The 15,882-nt window shown below is 71.8% G+C and carries 15 protein-coding genes; 8 read left to right on the plus strand and 7 right to left on the minus strand.

The genetic code is table 11. The annotated features are described in order from the left end of the window. The first annotated feature begins 10 nt into the window (after nt 1-10). From ACWCSU_RS18075 to ACWCSU_RS18085, 3 genes are all read left to right on the plus strand, one after another. A complete protein-coding gene (locus ACWCSU_RS18075) occupies nt 11-1,297 on the plus strand; it encodes a pyridoxal phosphate-dependent aminotransferase (RefSeq protein WP_364083736.1) in 1,287 nt (428 codons plus the stop codon). A 141-nt stretch (nt 1,298-1,438) separates the two neighbouring features. Then, entirely contained in the window at nt 1,439-2,083 is a 645-nt protein-coding gene (locus tag ACWCSU_RS18080) for a GNAT family N-acetyltransferase (RefSeq protein ID WP_352318377.1), read from the plus strand. A gap of 254 nt (nt 2,084-2,337) precedes the next feature. Continuing rightward, nucleotides 2,338-5,340, plus strand: a complete 3,003-nt coding sequence (locus ACWCSU_RS18085; RefSeq protein ID WP_449936133.1) for an AfsR/SARP family transcriptional regulator — start codon at nt 2,338-2,340, stop codon at nt 5,338-5,340. A 257-nt stretch (nt 5,341-5,597) separates the two neighbouring features. Here ACWCSU_RS18085 and ACWCSU_RS18090 read toward each other — a convergent pair whose 3' ends face one another. Continuing rightward, nucleotides 5,598-7,010 carry a DUF7059 domain-containing protein gene (locus tag ACWCSU_RS18090; protein WP_357693467.1) on the minus strand — a complete coding sequence of 471 codons (1,413 nt, stop codon included), beginning with the start codon at nt 7,008-7,010 and terminating at the stop codon, nt 5,598-5,600. 124 nt (nt 7,011-7,134) lie between these two features. Between ACWCSU_RS18090 and ACWCSU_RS18095 the strand changes: the two genes are divergently transcribed. Beyond that, on the plus strand, nt 7,135-7,437 hold the full coding sequence (locus ACWCSU_RS18095) for a hypothetical protein (protein WP_357693465.1): 303 nt from the start codon (nt 7,135-7,137) through the stop codon (nt 7,435-7,437). On the opposite strand, the gene ACWCSU_RS18100 is transcribed toward ACWCSU_RS18095, so the two are convergent. Genes ACWCSU_RS18100 through ACWCSU_RS18110 form a run of 3 tightly spaced genes read right to left on the minus strand, consistent with a single transcriptional unit; the run spans nt 7,409 to nt 9,528 of the window. Continuing rightward, on the minus strand, nt 7,409-8,386 hold the full coding sequence (locus tag ACWCSU_RS18100; protein ID WP_357693463.1) for an NAD(P)-dependent oxidoreductase: 978 nt from the start codon (nt 8,384-8,386) through the stop codon (nt 7,409-7,411). The two genes, ACWCSU_RS18095 and ACWCSU_RS18100, sit on opposite strands and share 29 nt — an antisense overlap. Nucleotides 8,387-8,419: 33 nt before the next feature. Then, nucleotides 8,420-9,019: a TetR/AcrR family transcriptional regulator gene (locus ACWCSU_RS18105; RefSeq protein WP_364083728.1), complete on the minus strand. Its 600-nt coding sequence runs from the start codon at nt 9,017-9,019 to the stop codon at nt 8,420-8,422. Continuing rightward, a complete protein-coding gene (locus ACWCSU_RS18110; protein WP_449936138.1) occupies nt 9,016-9,528 on the minus strand; it encodes an N-acetyltransferase family protein in 513 nt (170 codons plus the stop codon). Before ACWCSU_RS18110 ends, ACWCSU_RS18105 begins: the two co-directional genes overlap by 4 nt. A gap of 58 nt (nt 9,529-9,586) precedes the next feature. On the opposite strand from ACWCSU_RS18110, the gene ACWCSU_RS18115 reads away from it, so the two are divergent. The 4 genes from ACWCSU_RS18115 (at nt 9,587) to ACWCSU_RS18130 (ending at nt 13,026) form a co-directional block, all read left to right on the plus strand. Then, the gene (locus ACWCSU_RS18115; protein WP_449936140.1) at nt 9,587-10,066 is read left to right on the plus strand and encodes a winged helix-turn-helix transcriptional regulator; all 480 of its coding nucleotides are present in this window, start codon (nt 9,587-9,589) and stop codon (nt 10,064-10,066) included. A 49-nt stretch (nt 10,067-10,115) separates the two neighbouring features. Beyond that, on the plus strand, nt 10,116-10,919 hold the full coding sequence (locus ACWCSU_RS18120) for an SURF1 family cytochrome oxidase biogenesis protein (RefSeq protein ID WP_357693456.1): 804 nt from the start codon (nt 10,116-10,118) through the stop codon (nt 10,917-10,919). Between the two features lie 9 nt (nt 10,920-10,928). Next, nucleotides 10,929-11,672 (plus strand): tyrosine-protein phosphatase, encoded by a 744-nt coding sequence (locus ACWCSU_RS18125; protein ID WP_449936143.1) that lies wholly within the window; start codon nt 10,929-10,931, stop codon nt 11,670-11,672. A gap of 157 nt (nt 11,673-11,829) precedes the next feature. Beyond that, nucleotides 11,830-13,026 (plus strand): amidohydrolase family protein, encoded by a 1,197-nt coding sequence (locus tag ACWCSU_RS18130; RefSeq protein ID WP_357693452.1) that lies wholly within the window; start codon nt 11,830-11,832, stop codon nt 13,024-13,026. On the opposite strand, the gene ACWCSU_RS18135 is transcribed toward ACWCSU_RS18130, so the two are convergent. The 3 genes from ACWCSU_RS18135 to ACWCSU_RS18145 all read right to left on the minus strand — a co-directional run bounded on the left by ACWCSU_RS18135 (nt 13,023) and on the right by ACWCSU_RS18145 (nt 15,825). Beyond that, entirely contained in the window at nt 13,023-13,376 is a 354-nt protein-coding gene (locus tag ACWCSU_RS18135) for a YkvA family protein (RefSeq protein ID WP_357693450.1), read from the minus strand. The two genes, ACWCSU_RS18130 and ACWCSU_RS18135, sit on opposite strands and share 4 nt — an antisense overlap. Before the next feature lie 65 nt (nt 13,377-13,441). Continuing rightward, nucleotides 13,442-14,860, minus strand: coding sequence for an amidase (locus tag ACWCSU_RS18140; protein ID WP_364083713.1), 1,419 nt, complete (start codon nt 14,858-14,860; stop codon nt 13,442-13,444). Continuing rightward, nucleotides 14,860-15,825: an LLM class F420-dependent oxidoreductase gene (locus ACWCSU_RS18145; RefSeq protein WP_449936147.1), complete on the minus strand. Its 966-nt coding sequence runs from the start codon at nt 15,823-15,825 to the stop codon at nt 14,860-14,862. Before ACWCSU_RS18145 ends, ACWCSU_RS18140 begins: the two co-directional genes overlap by 1 nt. Nucleotides 15,826-15,882 lie beyond the last annotated feature (57 nt).

The following is a 15,882-nucleotide window of genomic DNA, read 5'->3' on the forward strand; positions in this document are numbered from 1 at the left end:
CGTGACAAACATGACGGTGACCTTGTCCGCCACCTTGGCGGCGAACGAAGACATCGAACGAAGACGACGCGCCGGGGAACGCGTGCTGCACCTGGCCTTCGGCGAGGCCGGCCTGCCCGTCCACCCGGCGCTGCGCGACAAGCTGGCCGCCGCCTCCGAGCGCAACGGCTACGGGCCGGTCGCGGGGGCGTCCGGGCTCCGGGCCGCGGCAGCGGGCTACTGGACACGACGGGGGCTCCTGACCGAGCCCGAGCTGGTCGTCTGCGGACCGGGCAGCAAATCGCTGCTGTACGGCCTGCTCCTGGCGATCGGCGGCGACATCGTCCTGCCCATGCCCAGCTGGGTCAGCTACGCCGCGCAGGCCGATCTGGTGGGCTCCCGCCCCATCCTGGTGCCCGCACCGCCAGGAGAGGGCGGGGTCCCCGACCCGGACCTGGTCGTCACGGCGGTCCGCCGGGCGCGGGCCGAGGGCAGGACCGTCAGCTCCCTGCTGGTCACGCTGCCCGACAACCCCACCGGCCGGCTGGCGACGCCGGAGACCGTCGCCCGCCTGGCGGCCGTGGCGCGCGAGCTGGACCTGATCGTGATCTCCGACGAGATCTACCGCGACCTCGTCCACGACGAGTCGGCGGTCTACACCTCGCCGGCCGACCTCGCGCCCGAGCGCACGATCATCACCACCGGGCTCAGCAAGAGCCTGGCGCTCGGCGGGTGGCGGATCGGCGTGGCCCGGCTGCCCGAGGGCGCGCACGCGCTGCGTACCCGGCTGCTGGCGGTGGCCAGCGAGATCTGGTCGGCGCCGGCCGCGCCCGTCCAGGAGGCCGCGACGTACGCCTTCGAGGAGCCGCGCGAGCTGACCGACCGCGTCGCCGCCAGCCGCCGGTTGCACGGCATCGTGGCGCGGGCCGTCCACGAGCGGTTCACGGAGATCGGCGCCTCGGTGCCGCGACCTCAGGGAGGCTTCTACCTCTATCCCGACCTGAGCCATCTCAGGCTGGGCGGCTCCGCCGACCTCACCAGGATCCTGCTGGACGAGCACGGCATCGGCGTCCTTCCCGGACACGCCTTCGGCGACGACCCGTCGGCCGCCCGCGTACGCGTGGCGGTGAGCCTGCTCTACGGCGACACGCCCGAAGAGCGCATGACCGCCCTGACCAGCACCGATCCCCTTCAACTCCCGTGGATCGCAGCAAATCTGAACCATCTGTCCATGGGGTTGAAGGAGCTGTCCCTGGTCCGTCACGGCGTCGTCGGTGAACGGCATCCGGCGCTGGTCCCGGCGCCATGTCACGGTTAGGCGAATCTTTCCCCAAGAGCTGGTTTACCATCCACCAAATCAGCCCTCTGACCTGCGGAAACACCGCACATCAAGAAACCCGGGAAAGATGGTGCCGAGAGCCTGGTTACACGCGCCCCGCGTGAGCCTCATCATGTGCTCATGCCCGCTCTTGTCACCTTGTCCGGGCGCTCCGTGCGCCTGGAACCTCTCAGCCACGCGGTGATCGACGATCTCGTCGCCGCGGCGAGTGAAGACCGCTCCACTTACGCCTTCACTCGCGTCCCGGACGGCCGGGACGAGATGGTCTCCTATGTGGAGGCCGCCATGGCTGAGCAGGCGGAGGGCCGCACGCTGCCCTTCGCCATCCGGTGGCTGAACACCGACCGCGTGGTCGGTGCCACCCGTCTCATGCACCTGGAGTACTGGCAGGGGCCCATGCCCTGGCCTCCGGGTACACGGGGTGCGGTGGGCGACATCCCGTCCGTGGCGGACATCGGTTACACCTGGCTGGGCGCCTGCGCCCAGGGCACGGGCGTCAACCGGGAGAGCAAGTTCCTCATGCTCTCGCTCGCCTTCGAGACCTGGAACGTCCACCGCATCACACTCAAGGCAGATGTCAGGAACGTCCGATCCCGGGCCGCCATCGAGGCCCTCGGCGCACACTTCGACGGGGTGCGGCGAGCGGATAGCCGAGGCGCCGACAACACGGTCCGAGATACGGCCTTCTACTCGATCCTGAACTCCGAATGGCCGCTCGTCCGAGAACGGCTGGCCATGCGGCTCGGACTGGTAGAGGCAGCGTAGGAACATCGGCAACGGCCCCGCCCATACTTTTCCGGGCGGGGCCTGTATTTTTCTGCGTCCCCATCGGCTCTACATGACACGCCCCCGTGTCGGTGTGTCATGTCCGGCCCACCATCAGCATGCGGAGGCGCGGTCAACACCGGATCAAAGGCGGATCAACGGGTCGTTCGGTGATCAGCCCAGCTCTAGGTGGTGAGTAGTGCTGGATCTATCATTTGGACACAAATCGTTCCATTGCCCAGGAGACAGACGGCATGGCTGGTCAGAGCGTTGAGGGCGGGCTGCGGTTCGCCGTGCTCGGTCCCGTCCGCGCGTGGCGCGAGGGGCAGGAACTCGACCTGGGCACCCCGCTGCAACGCTCCATCCTCGGCATGCTCCTCCTGCGGGAGGGCCGGGCGGTCACGCCCGCCGAGATGATCGACGCCGTCTGGGGCGAGGACGCGCCGCCCCGCGCCCTGGGCGCGCTGCGCACGTACGTCTCCCGCCTGCGCACGGTCCTCGAACCCGACAGGCCCGCCCGTTCCCGCCCCGAGCTGCTGACCTCCATCGGCCGCGGCTACGCGCTCCGCCTGCCCAACGACGCCCTCGACCTGACCCGCTTCGAACGCGGCATCGCCGAGGCCGAGTCCGCGCGCAAGTCCGGCCGCCTCTCCGCCGCCGCCGAGGGCATGCGGGCCGCGCTGACCCTGTTCGAGGGCGAGCCGCTGGCCGGAGCCGTCGGCCCGTACGCCGAGCACCAGCGCGACCGCCTGGCCGAACGCCGCGTCAGCGTCATCGAGACCCTCATGGACCTCGACCTGGAGCTGGGCGACCACGCCGCGGTCGTGTCCGAGCTGATCGCGCTCACCGCCGAGCACCCGCTGCGCGAACGGCTGCGCGCCCAGCTCATGCTGGCCTACTACCGGTGCGGACGGCAGGGCGACGCGCTCAACGTGTTCACCGAGACGCGCGAGGCGCTGATCGACGAGCTGGGCATCGAGCCCGGCAGCGAGCTGACCACGCTCCACCAGCGCATCCTGGCCGCCGACCCGGCGCTCGCCCTCACGCCTCCCCCGTCCGCGGCCGAGCAGGCCGCCGACGAACACGCGGCCGAGGAGGAGCCGCCCGCGCTCGAACTGCCGCGTCCCGCGCAGCTCCCCGCCGCGGTCAACGACTTCACCGGGCGCAAGGAGGTGGCCGTCCGCGTCCACACCCTGCTGTCCTCGCAGTCGTCGGCGGAGGGCGTGCCGGTGGTGGCGCTGTGCGGCATCGGCGGCGTCGGCAAGACCACGCTGGCCGTTCACGTGGCGCACACGGCCGACGACCTGTTCCCCGACGGCCAGCTCTACGCCGACCTGCGCGGTCACAGCGACGAGGTGACCGCGCCGGAGTCGGCGCTCGGCGGCTTCCTGCGCGCGCTCGGCGTCCCCCCTGACGTCATCCCCGACGGCCTGGCCGAACGTTCGGCGCTCTACCGCTCGCTGCTGTCCGACCGGCGCATCCTCGTGCTGCTGGACAACGCCCGCGACGCCGACCAGGTCAGCCCGCTGCTGCCGGGCTCGCCGGGCTGCGCCACGATCGTCACCAGCCGGGCCAAGCTGGCCGACCTGCCCGCGGCCAGGCTGATCGACCTCGACGTCATGGAGCCGGACGAGGCGCTGTCGCTGTTCTCCACCGTGGCCGGTCCCGAGCGGGTGGCGGCCGAGCACGGCGCCGCCATGGACGTGGTCGCCGCCTGCGGATTCCTGCCGCTGGCCGTCCGGATCGTGGCCGCGCGGCTGGCCGCCCGCCCCTCCTGGACGGTCGCCTCGCTGGTGCCCAGGCTGGCCGACGAGCAGCGCCGCCTCGACGAGCTGCGCGTGGGCAACCTGGCCGTCGAGGCCACGTTCGCGCTCGGTTACGGCCAGCTCGAACCCGCCCAGGCCCGCGCGTTCCGCCTGCTGTCCCTGCCGAAGGGCCCCGACATCTCGATCGGCGCCGCCGCGGCCGTGCTGGCGATGACCATGTACGAGGCCGAGGAGCTGCTGGAGTCGCTGGTCGACATGAGCCTCCTGGAGGCCACCGCGCCCGGCCGCTACCGCTTCCACGACCTGCTCAGGCTGTTCGCCAGGCGCGTCCTGGACAAGACCGAGCGTCCCGAGGACAAGTCGCTGGCGTTGCGCCGGCTGCTCGGCTTCTACCTGGCCTCGTCCCGGTCCGCCCATCAGCTGGCCTACGAGGGCAGCATGATCCCCGACAACCTGGCCGTGGTCGGCAGCGGGCTCACCTTCACCTCCGTCGACGAGGCCGTGGCCTGGCTGATCTCCGAGGGCGACTCGCTGTTCGCGGCCATCAACCAGGCCGCGACCGCATCCCCCACGGGCGAGCAGCTGCTGCCGGCCGCCGACATGCTGGTGGCCATGGAACCGCTGCTGGAGGCCGGTACCCACACCCGCGAGTTCGACCAGGGCACCCGCGCGGTGCTCGCCGCCGCGCTGAGCCTGGACGACGAGGCGAGCGAGCTGCGCTCGCGTTACGTGCTGGGCCGGGTGCTGTTCGCGAGCAACCGGCTCTCGGAGTCCGAGACGCACTTCCGCCGCGTGTACGAGCTCTCCGACGCCCGCCACGAGAAGATCGTCACCGGCGAGGTGCTCAACGCGCTGGCCGTCGTCGTCGGCCGGCAGCGCCGCCACACCGAGGCCCTGGCCCTGTTCGACGCCGCCTCCCGCTACTACCGCGAGAACGGCGTGCCCGCCGGCGAGGCCCTGGTGCTCAGCTACTCGGCCCGCGACCACCTCGGCCTCGGCCACGCCGACGACGCCATCGCCGCGGCGGAGAAGGGCCTGGCCATCTTCACCGAGATCGGCAGCGGCGCCGGCACCGCCCGCGCCCGCTACCACCTGGGCATCGTGCTCAGCCGGGTCGGCCGGCTCACCGAGGCGGTGCACCACCACGCCGAGTGCCTGGCCTTCTTCCGTTCCAGCAAGCAGCGCGTCTGGGAGCAGCGCGTGTGCTCCCGGCTGGCCGAGACGTTCATCGCCGCCGGGCGCTACCCCGACGCCGTACGCCACGCCGAGCAGGCCCTCGTGGTCTCGCGCGAGATCGGCCACCCGTACGGCGAGGCGCTCTCGCTCACCGTGCTCGGCCGGGCGCTACGCGGACTTGGCAGCACCGGGCGGAGCCTGGACTGCCTCCGGCAGGCCTACGACGTCTTCACCAGGCTCGGCGCCCCCGAAGCCGGCGACCTGAAACTCCTGCTGGACGGCTTCGCCGTCGAACGGTCCGTCGTCGAGTCCTGAGTACAGCTCGTCGTCCAGACGTGTCATCCACACATGGTTGATCACAGCTGTCCTTCGTCAATGCCGATGGCAGCCCGGCCGGTCATCCTGACCGCCACGCGTCGCCAGGGGGCCCGGTCATCCGGATGCTTCGCGTGACGGCTAGCCGCCTCACATCAGACGACCGGCCGGACTCGACACGGGACCTTTGAACCCCCCAGGCCCGCGTCTCGGTCAAGAGCTTCCACCCGGGGGGTCAACGTCGGATCAACGGTGAATCAAAGCAGGAAATAACCCTCGGCGATGAGCGGCCGGATCGCGTCGGCGTTGGGGATCTCGCCGTCGCCGACCAGCTCGGCGATCACGTTGAGCAGCGGCCCGAGCGCCAGGTCGCCGTCGCACACGCCGGCCAGCGCGGCCTCGACGGTGCCGACCTCCCTGCTGCGCCGCAGCCCCTGCGTCTGGCGCAGCACGATCCGGATCGGGTCCTCGGCGCCGGGCAGGCCGACGCGCTCGTCGAGCACCCCTTCGGCCGTGCGCAGCAGCGCCGCGTCGAGGTCGGCGGCCCGGTGGGCGGCGGCGATCGCGTCGAGCACGTCGTCGACGTAGTCGCCGACCGGGAGGGCCACCTGGTGGGGAAGGTGCTCCACGCGCACGACCGGGTCGAGCGTGCCCGAGTTGCGCATGGTGATCCAGCCGAAGCCGATGCCCTCGACCTTGCGCTCGTCGAACCAGGCCAGCCACCGGTCGTAGTGGTCGGTGTAGCCCTTGGTGCCCTGCTCGGCGGCGTCCTTGAGCCACAGCTCGACGTATTCGGCCGGGTCCTGGACGTCGCGCTGGACGACCCAGGCGTCGCAGCCGGTCTCGCGCAGCCAGCCGCCCACCCGGTCGTGCCAGTCCTCGCCCTCGACGTGCAGCCAGTTGGCCAGGAAGTGGGCCTGCCCGCCGGGCGCCAGGTGGCGCGGGGTGCGGCGGACGAGGTCGCGGCAGAAGTCGTCGGCCTCGCCGCCGGACTCGCGGTAGGTCAGCGTGCGCTCGGCCCCGGGGGCGATGACGAACGGCGGGTTGCTGACGACCAGGTCGAACAGCTCGTCCTCGACCGGCTCGAACATCGACCCCACCCGGGCGTCGACGCCCGGCACGCCGGACAGCTCCCAGCTCAGCCGGGCCAGCTCGACGGCGCGCGGGTTGAGGTCGGTCGCCACCACCTGCTCGGCGCGGCCGGCCAGGTGCAGCACCTGGACACCGCAGCCGGTGCCGAGGTCGAGCGCGCGCGGGACGGCACGCCTGGTGACGAGCTGGGCCAGGTTGGCCGAGGCGCCGCCCGCCCCCACGACGTGGTCGGCCCGCAGCGCCGGGTCGCCGGGCCGGACCTTGCGGTCGGAGACCACGTAGCCGCCGGTCTCCCAGGGCTGGAGGTGCACGGTCGCCCTGATCAGGTCGCCGTCGGCCGACACCAGGCCCGACTCCAGGACGGCGGCCGGCACGGCCCTGGCCGGGACCGGCACGCCGAGCCACCAGAGCCTGATCAGGGTGGCCAGGGGGTCGCCGTCGGCGGTCGCCCGCAGAGCCGGGACGAGCTCCTCCCGCGCCAGGGCCGAGGCCGCCATGGCGCCGAGCCGGTCGCGGACGCCGTCGATCGTGTAGCCGGTTTCGAGGAGGTGATGGCGCAGTCGTTCCACGGACACCATCCTTTCACCAGCCACCGACAGTGCTCATACTGTTACTTACACCCCCAAGCGTTCTGCAAGCCATGGACAAGTGGGTGGCGGTATCTCTAAGGGTGCAAGACGCCGCACCGAGGAGCGCGCCACCATGCTGATCCCCTGCCTGGCCTGCGAATCGCGATTCGGGCCCGACGAGTACTTCAACGCCTGCTCCGACTACAACCGTGGCCTGGACCTCGTCTCGTGGACCTGCCCGCGCTGCGGCAACCGCGACGACCTGCGGGTGCTGCCCGGCGAGCTGGGGTTCGGCTATCCCTCGCGCGGCAGGTTCGACGTCCACGACCGGGTGCGCGTGCCCGGCCTGCGCAGGCAGCGCGGCGACCTGCGGCTGGACATCTCCCTCGACCGCTCCCGCTGGCAGGTCAGGACGCGGATCCGGCAACCGGCCTGACCGGCGCGCACGCGTAGGCGGGCGGCTCGCCCCGCAGCAGCCGCGCGATGTCCTCCACCAGCGCCTCCGCCAGCTCCTCCAGGCTCTCCCCGGTGGCCTCGCCCAGTCTGGGCGTGAGCACGACGTTCGGCAGCCTGGTCAGCGGGTGGGCCGGATCGAGCCATTCGCCCTCGAAGTGGTCGAGCCCGGCGCCGCCGACCTGGCCCTGCCGCAAGGCGTCCACCAGGGCGGTCAGGTCGTGCAGGGCTCCGCGTGAGGTGTTGAGGTAGATCGCGCCGTGGCGCATCGCGCCGAACTCGCTGTAGCCGAAGAAGCCCCTCGTGTCCGGGGTCAGCGGCACGTGCAGCGACACCACGTCGGCCTCCGCCAGCAGCGCGGGCAGGGTGTGCGTGGCCTCGGGGACGAACGGGTCGCAGGTGACCACCCGCATGCCCAGCCCCTGGCAGCGCCAGCGCATGGCCCGGCCGATCCGTCCGAGGCCCACGATGCCCAGCGTGCGGCCGGTGAGCCGTCTGCCGCGGTGGCGTTGGGCCGGGGGCACCCTGCCGCGGTGCGCCCGGCCCCTGCGCACCTCACGGTCGGCGGTGACGATGTTCCTGCTGACCGCGAACAGCAGCGCGAGCGTCAGCTCGGCCACCGCCTCCGGGTCGCGGTCGGGGGCGTGCAGGACGGTGACCCCGCGTTCGGCGGCCAGGCGCAGGTCCACGCCCGTGGGGGCGCCCAGGCTGGCCACGATGTCGATGTGAAGTCCGAGTACCGAGGTGCGAACCTGGTCGCCGTCGGTGATGAGCACGTTCGCGCCGGTCTCGATGACCAGGTCGGCGAGCTGCTCGTCGGTGAAGCCGACGCTGGGCCGCGGAGGAGCCTCGGCCACGTCGGCGACCTCGCCCAGGCGGGCGAGCGCGCTCTCCGGCAGGTCGGGCAGTACCAGAGCCCGAGGTCTTCTCACATTTGGACAATAACACCACAGACGGTACTCAGATCATTGCTCCCCGCGCTGGCGGAGACTCTGCCAGGCCGCCTCGCCCAGGCCCTTGATCTCTTCCTCGGTCGGGGTGTGCGCCCCGGCGAACCACAGACGGCACATCTCCTGCGCGGGACCGAGCCACAGGACGTAGCACATGGTGGCGTGGACGGGCTGGAGCCGGCCGTTCTTCATGTGCGGCTTCCACCAGTCGGAGACCTGGCGGAAGAACGCCCGCCTGGCCTCGGCGACCTCCGCGCCGCCCGGCTCGTGCTTGCGCGGCGGGCGCTCGCTGACCAGGATCCTGGCCCGCTCGGGGTGCTCGCCGGCCCAGCGCATGTGGAAGGCGACCACGGCCTCGATGCCGGCGCGGGCGTCGTCGTGACCGACCAGCTCGGCGAGGAACGCCTGCTGGTAGGCGTCGAGGATCTCGGCGTACAGGACGCCGTAGACATGTTCCTTGCTGGCGAAGTGGTGGTAGAAGCTGCCGACGCTTACACCGCTCTCCTCGCGCAGACTGGCCAGCGTGGTGGCCGAGACACCGTCCTGGCTGAAGCGGCGGAGGGCACCCTCGATGATGCGGGTGCGGCCGTCGCGTCCGTTCTTGACACTCTTCACACTGTCAATGGTGTGCTACCAGAACCTTGTTCCGCAAATACTCCGGCCAGATCGATCATAGCGGTCACCTCGACCGTCCCGGACGCGACCTTCATCCTGGCGTCCGGCCACAGCCTGCGGACGAGCCCGAGCACCCGCCGGTTCTCGCCCAGCACGTCCATCCCCACGGTACGCGCGCCCCTCCCGGCGGCCCTGAGCAGCAAGGCGTCGACGAGCCACGGGCCGAGCCCGCACCCCTGCCAGCGGTCGGCCACGACGACGGCGATCTCGACGTCGGCGCAGCCGCCCCGGTAGCTCATGGCGTGCCCGACGATCTCGTCCCCGGCGGTGACGACGAGCGCGTCGCGGCGTTCGTCCAGGGTCAGCAGGGCGCGTACGAGGTGGGCGGCCGGGACGGTCAGGCCGGTGAAGAACCGCAACGTCTGCGTGTGCAGAGACAACCCGGTCAGGAAGCGTCTGATCCGTTCCTCGTCGTCCGGGCGGACCGGGCGGATCTGAGTTCCGTGCATAGACTCAGCCTGCCTTTCAGAGCTGGGTCTGTCAATTGAACTCAGATATGATGGGGAGATGAACGTGCCGTTCCGATTGGGCTTCCGGGTGGACAACTGCTCGATCGAGCGCACCCTGGACATCGTCGGCGAGAAGTGGACATTCCTGGTGCTGCGCGAGGCGTTCAGCGGCGTACGGCGGTTCGCCGACATGCAGGCGATCACCGGCGCCCCCCGCCAGGTGCTCAGCGCCCGTCTGGCCCGGCTGGTCGACGAGGGCCTGCTGCGCAAGGAGCCCTACCGCGAGCCCGGCCAGCGCCAGCGCGACGAATACCGGCTCACCGACAAGGGCCGCGACCTCTATCCGCTGCTGGTCGCGCTCATGCACTGGGGTGACAAATACCTGGCCGACGACGAGGGCCCGCCGGTGCGGCTCACCCACCGCGACTGCGGCGCCCCCGTCGAGCTGCGCTTCCGCTGCGCAGAGGGCCACGAGGTGGCCGGTCCGCGCGAGGTGACGCCGGTGCCCGGCCCGGGCCCCGGGCTGCGCAGCGTCTAGCCGGACGGCCGCGTGAGGGAGCACCCGCCCCGGTGCCTAACCTTGAAGCGTGTACCGGTTCCTGCTGACGCCCCGGTGGCTGGCGCTCCACGTCGTGGTGCTGCTGGTCATCCCCTCGTTCGTGTTCCTGGGCAGGTGGCAGTTCGGGCGGTTCGAGGAGCGGTCCGACAACAAGGACAGGGTGACCTCCAACATCGAGGCCGCCCCCACCCCGCTCGACCGGCTCACGGCTCCCGGCCGGCAGGTCGGCGAGGCCGACCGCTACCGCACGGTCGTCGCCTCCGGCACGTACGACGCCGCCAACGGCCTGCTCGTACGCCGCCGCCCGCAGGAGGGCCAGAACGGCTTCTACGTCCTGACCCCCCTCGTCACCGGCGACGGCGCCGCGGTGATCGTCAACCGTGGCTGGATCCCGGCCGCCGCCAGCGCCGACGCGGCTCCCCCGGTCCCCGCCCCGCCCACCGGACAGGTAACTGTCACCGGACGGCTACGTCTGAACGAGACCGAAGACTCCACCGGCATCCGCGAACGGTCCGGCCTGCCGGACGGCCAGGTGCTGCTGATCGACGCGGACAAGATCGGGAAGCGGTGGCCGTACCGGCTGGTGGGCGGCTATGTCGAGCTCACCGGGCAGCAGCCGGCGTCCGGCTCGGCACCCGCGCCGGTGCCCGCGCCCGACGTCGGCTCCGGCGGCGGGCTCAACCTGGCCTACGGGGTCCAGTGGTGGTTGTTCATCGGCATCGCCATCGGCGGCTGGATCATGCTGATCCGGCGCGAGGTGGCCGAGCGGAAGGCCGGAAAGGCCTCCGGCGAGCCCGTGGCGTCCCCGGAGGCGGAAACCGCCGCCAACTAAGGTTGAAGGGTGATCCGCCACATTGAGTTCACCAATCTCCGCAACTTTCGTGACGTAGGTGGATATGCCACCGAGGACGGGCGTACCGTCCGGTGGCAGCGGCTCTACCGGGCCGACTCCCTGGGCTGGCTGTCCGGCGACGACCTGGCCGCCTTCCACGCGCTGCGCGTGCGCACTGTCATCGACCTGCGGCATTCCTCCGAGGTCGAGAGATCCGGCCGGGTGCCGGAGACCGAAGGGCTGACCTACCGGAACCTGCCGATCGAGGGCCGCGCCTGGAACATCGCCGAGTTCAGCGAGGAGCTCGGCGTCGAGCGCTACCTCGCCGACCGGTACCTGGAGATGACCGAGGACGGCGTGGAGAACCTGCGCACCGCCGTGGAGACGATCGCCGTCGACGACAACGCGCCGGTCGTCGTCCACTGCGCGGTGGGCAAGGACCGCACCGGCCTGCTCACCGCGCTGATCCTCTCCCTGGCCGGCGTGGCCGAGGACGACATCGTCGCCGACTACGCCCTGACCGGCCTGGCCACCGAGCGCTTCATCGCCGACCGGCACACCAGGCATCCGGACGCCCTGATGTGGCCGGGGTTCGGCCAGGCCCCCGCCCAGGCCATGCGCCTGTTCCTGGACGACCTGATCGAGCGGCACGGCTCCGTCGAGCGCTACGTCACCGGCGTCCTCCAGGTCGAGCGGTCCACCATCGCCGAACTTCGCCGAAATCTCCTGACTGATTCGATCTCCCGCGGGTAGAAGCCGCCGGGGTCCGCAAGGGGCAGCATCCTCAAGGACCCCACGGCCCGGGACCGCCGCCATCCCCCTCCAGGCGGTCCCGGGTACGAATGTATGGATACCCAACGGATACGTCGCAGCTTGTTCGACGTTATGCCGTCGTCGTACGGTTACCTGCGTGACTACGCCGCTGCTCCCCGACCCTGATCCCCGGCGGCGCGACTATGTGATCATCTCTGCCGACGATCACCTGATCGAGCCTCCTGACCTCTTCGAGGACAGGCTCCCGGAGAAATACGCCGACGTCGCGCCCAAGGTCGTGGAGACGGACGCCGGTCACCAGGTCTGGCGCTACGGCGGGGCCACGTACCCGTGCGCGGGCATCGACGTGGGCGCCGGGCTGCCGCGCGAGCAGTGGACCCTGGATCCGGTCAGGTTCGAGCAGATGCGTCCCGGCTGCCACGACATCGAGGCCCGCGTCCAGGACATGGACGTCGCCGGCATCTGGGCGGCGCTCTGCTTCCCCGGCATGCTGGCCGGCCAGGCGGGCATGCCGTTCGCCAGGACCCGCGACCAGGAGCTCGGCCTGGCCCTGGTCAAGGCGTGGAACGACTGGCACATCGACGTCTGGGCCGGCACCTACCCCGAGCGGATCATCGGCCTGCAACTACCCTGGCTGCCCGATCCGGACATCGCCGCCAAGGAGATCAGGGCCAACGCCGCCCGCGGCTTCAAGGCCGTGGTCTTCCCCGAGTTCCCGACCCGGCTCAGGCTGCCGTCGATCCACACCGGTCACTGGGACCCGTTCTTCGCCGCCTGCGAGGAGACCGGCACGGTCGTGGCCCTGCACACCGGCGACTCCTCCTGGTCGCCCGTGCCCTCGCCCGACACGCCCATCGAGGCGATCACCACGCTGATGCCCACCAGCGCCATGTTCGCCTGCGCCGACTGGCTCTGGTCGGGCCTGCCGCTGCGCTTTCCCGGGCTGCGCATCCTCATCGTCGAGGGCGGGGTCGGCTGGCTGCCGATGCTGGCCGAGCGCGCCGACTACGCGCTCGACCACCCGGTCGCCGGCGAGGCCGCCTGGGACGGCGGCCTGAAGCCCAGCGAGGTGCTGCGCCGCAACTTCTTCTTCGGCACGCTCGACGACCACGCGCTGTCCGGCGTGCGCCTCGCGGTCGGGCTCGACCACGTGCTGCAGGAGAGCGGCTATCCGCACTCCGACTCGACGTGGCCCGACACCCAGAAGGCCGTGGCCGGCAACCTCGGCGCGCTGCCGCCCGCCGACATCGCCAGGGTCGCCTACGGCAACGCCGCCCGCCTGTTCGGGCATCCGCTGCCCTCGCGCGCCTGGTTGCGGATGGAGGAGATCTAACCCTCGTCCCCGACCAGCCTGGCCTGGATGACCTTGCGCTCGTGCTCGACGTAGCGACCGCTCTCGCCGAGCAGCGAGGCGATCAGCCACAGGAACACGCCGAAGTCGTCGGCCACCCCGATGAGCACCAGGAAGTCGGGGATGACGTCGATCGGCGACAGGATGTAGACCACGCCGAGCGCCATCAGGGCGAGCCTGCCCTTGCCCATGCCGTCGTAGCGGCCGCGCGTGACCGCGCCGATCATGCGCGGGATCGCCCGCACCCTGGTCATCATTCCCGGCGTGCCAGGCTTGGTCACCTCGCGGTACGTCCGCCACGCCGCCGCTGCCCGTGCTGCCTTCGCCATCATGAGGAACCTCCTACCCCCGGCTTCTCACGACATAACGCGTCAGCCGGGTGAGGGGTTCCTGACGGTCACCGCATGGCGGCATGCACGAACGGGCTGACCTGCTCGATCCGCGCGGCCACCCGGATCAGCAGATCCTCCCGGCCCGCCGCCGCCACGAGCTGCACGCCGACCGGCAGCCCCGCCGCGTTCCTGTGCAGCGGCAGTGAGATCGCCGGCTGGCCGGTCGCGTTGATCGGCGAGGTGTAGGCCACCACCTGCGCGGTCCTGCCGAACGCGGTGCTCAGGTCGGCGGGCGGGATCCAGCCGAGCGGGAACGGCGCCGCCCCCGACGACGGCATCAGCAGCAGGTCGTTGCCCTCGGCCCACCAGGAGGCCATGCGGCGGCGGAAGCCGTCCACCCATTGAGTGGCCAGGATGTGGTCGGCCGCGCTGTTGGCGCGGGCCGCGGCGACCATGGCCGCGTTGCGCGGTTCGAGCTCGTCCGGCTCCACCGGCCTGCCGCGGGCCGCGCCCAGGCTCAGCACGTGCGCGGCGAGGTTGTTGGCGACGATGGCGCCGAAGTGCCGGGCGAACTCCGGTTCGGCGAGCGCCCGCGGGCCGCCGGGGGCCACGTCGTGCCCGAGGCTCTCCAGCAGCGCCGCCGCCCTGGTGACGGCCTCGGCCAGGTCGGGATCGGCGGGCACGTCCTGCCGCGGGTGGGCGGTCAGGAAGCCGACGCGCAGCCGTCCGGGGTCGGCGTCCAGCTCGGCGGTCAGCGGGCCGGGCAGCGCGGGGGCGTCGTAGGGGTCGCCCGGCTCGTAGCCGGAGACCGCGTCGAGCGCGGCCGCCGTGTCGCGGACGGACCTGCTCACGAACCCCGGGCAGGAGAAGCCGCTCCAGCCCTCGCCCGCGGACGGGCCCATGCTCAGCCGGCCGCGCGTCGGCTTGAGCCCGACCAGACCGCACAGCGAGGCGGGGACGCGGATCGAACCGCCGCCGTCGCTCGCCGTGGCCAGCGCGACCATGCCGGCGGCCACCGCCGCCGCCGAGCCGCCGCTCGACCCGCCCGCCGAGTACGCCGGGTCGTAGGGGTTGCGGGTGGGGCCGAACGCCGCCGGCTCGGTCGTGACCGTGCTGCCGAACTCGGGGGTGTTCGTCCGGCCCAGCAGCACGAATCCCGCCCGGCGCAGGCGGACGACGCCGTGGCCGTCCTGGGCGTCGTCCAGGCCGTCGAGCACCCGCGAGCCCGCGCCGTACGGCTCGCCCGCCTGCCGCCAGCCCAGGTCCTTGAGCAGGATCGGCACGCCGCGGAAGGGCGCGTCCGCCGGAAGGGCGTCGATCTCGGCCAGCGCCCGCTCGAACCGCCGGTGGACGACGGCGTTGAGCTCGCCGTCGTGGGCCTCGATGGCGGCGATGGCGGCCTCTGCCAGCTCGCGGGCCGACACCTGCCCGTCCCTGACCGCCTGGGCCTGGCCGACGGCGTCGAGCCGCAGCACGTCGTCCATCAGCCCTCCCGGATGGGGGCCAGGTCGCGTACGGCCTGCTCGATCGGCACCTCGCCGCCGGGGATGGGCGCGAGCACCGGCGTGTCGAGCCCGTTGTCGACGTACCGGCGGATCCTGGCCCGGCAGGTGGCGGCGTCGCCGTGGACGACGAGGGCATCGACCACCTCGTCCGGGATGGCCTTGAGCGCGGCCTGGCGGTCGCCCGCCGACCACGCCTCGTGCATGGGACGCAGCACCTCGCCCCGGCCCAGCCAGTCGTGGAAGGCGGCGTACGCGGGGACGGTCAGGTAGCCGGCCAGCATCCGCCGGGCCATCTCGCGCACCTTGTCGGCGTCCTCGCTCACGCAGACGAACAGGCGGGCGATCAGCTCGGTGTCCGGGCCGATCTCGGCGCGTACCTTGGGCACATCCTCGGGGGCGAGCCAGTTGGTGATCGCGCCGTCGGCCTCCTCGGCGGCCAGGCGCAACATCCGGGGCCGCAGCGCGGCCAGCACGATCCTGGGGGCGGTCTTCGGTGCCCGTTCCAGCTTGAAGCCCTTGATCTCGAACGTCTCGTACCGCTCGGAGACCTTCTCCCCCGCCAGCGCCCTTCTCAGGAAGCGCAGTGTGTCGCGGGTGCGCGCGTACGGCTTGGCGAACTGCCCGGCGTTCCACCGCTCGACGATCGCCGGCGAGGAGGAGCCGATGCCGAGCACGAACCGGCCGGGCGCCAGGTCGGCCAGGGTGGCCGCGGACATGGCCAGCAATCCCGGCCCCCGCGTGGAGACCGGGACGATCGCGCTCCCGAGCCGCATCCCCGGAGCCCACTGCGTGGCCAGCGCCAGCGGGACGAACCCGTCGTTCCCGTTGACCTCGGCCGACCAGGCGTCGGTGTAGCCGAGGCCCGGCAGCTCCGCGATCAGCTCTTGCGACTTCGCCAGGGAACGGTCGTAGAAGGGGATGGTCATGCCCCAGTTCGGCGTCATTCAGGGCCTCCGGTTCGATGACGGTGAGCCGACCATACCAAGCGGTATGTCGCTACC

This window comes from Nonomuraea sp. NPDC001699 (assembly GCF_053596455.1).

Coding starts and splice junctions, on each gene's coding strand:
- ACWCSU_RS18140 (WP_364083713.1), bottom strand. CDS start 14,860: ATGGACGACGTGCTGCGGCTCGACGCCGTCGGCCAGGCCCAGGCGGTC.
- ACWCSU_RS18115 (WP_449936140.1), top strand. CDS start 9,587: ATGAACGTGCCGTTCCGATTGGGCTTCCGGGTGGACAACTGCTCGATC.
- ACWCSU_RS18075 (WP_364083736.1), top strand. CDS start 11: ATGACGGTGACCTTGTCCGCCACCTTGGCGGCGAACGAAGACATCGAA.
- ACWCSU_RS18095 (WP_357693465.1), top strand. CDS start 7,135: ATGCTGATCCCCTGCCTGGCCTGCGAATCGCGATTCGGGCCCGACGAG.
- ACWCSU_RS18135 (WP_357693450.1), bottom strand. CDS start 13,376: ATGATGGCGAAGGCAGCACGGGCAGCGGCGGCGTGGCGGACGTACCGC.
- ACWCSU_RS18085 (WP_449936133.1), top strand. CDS start 2,338: ATGGCTGGTCAGAGCGTTGAGGGCGGGCTGCGGTTCGCCGTGCTCGGT.
- ACWCSU_RS18110 (WP_449936138.1), bottom strand. CDS start 9,528: ATGCACGGAACTCAGATCCGCCCGGTCCGCCCGGACGACGAGGAACGG.
- ACWCSU_RS18080 (WP_352318377.1), top strand. CDS start 1,439: ATGCCCGCTCTTGTCACCTTGTCCGGGCGCTCCGTGCGCCTGGAACCT.
- ACWCSU_RS18090 (WP_357693467.1), bottom strand. CDS start 7,010: ATGGTGTCCGTGGAACGACTGCGCCATCACCTCCTCGAAACCGGCTAC.
- ACWCSU_RS18145 (WP_449936147.1), bottom strand. CDS start 15,825: ATGACGCCGAACTGGGGCATGACCATCCCCTTCTACGACCGTTCCCTG.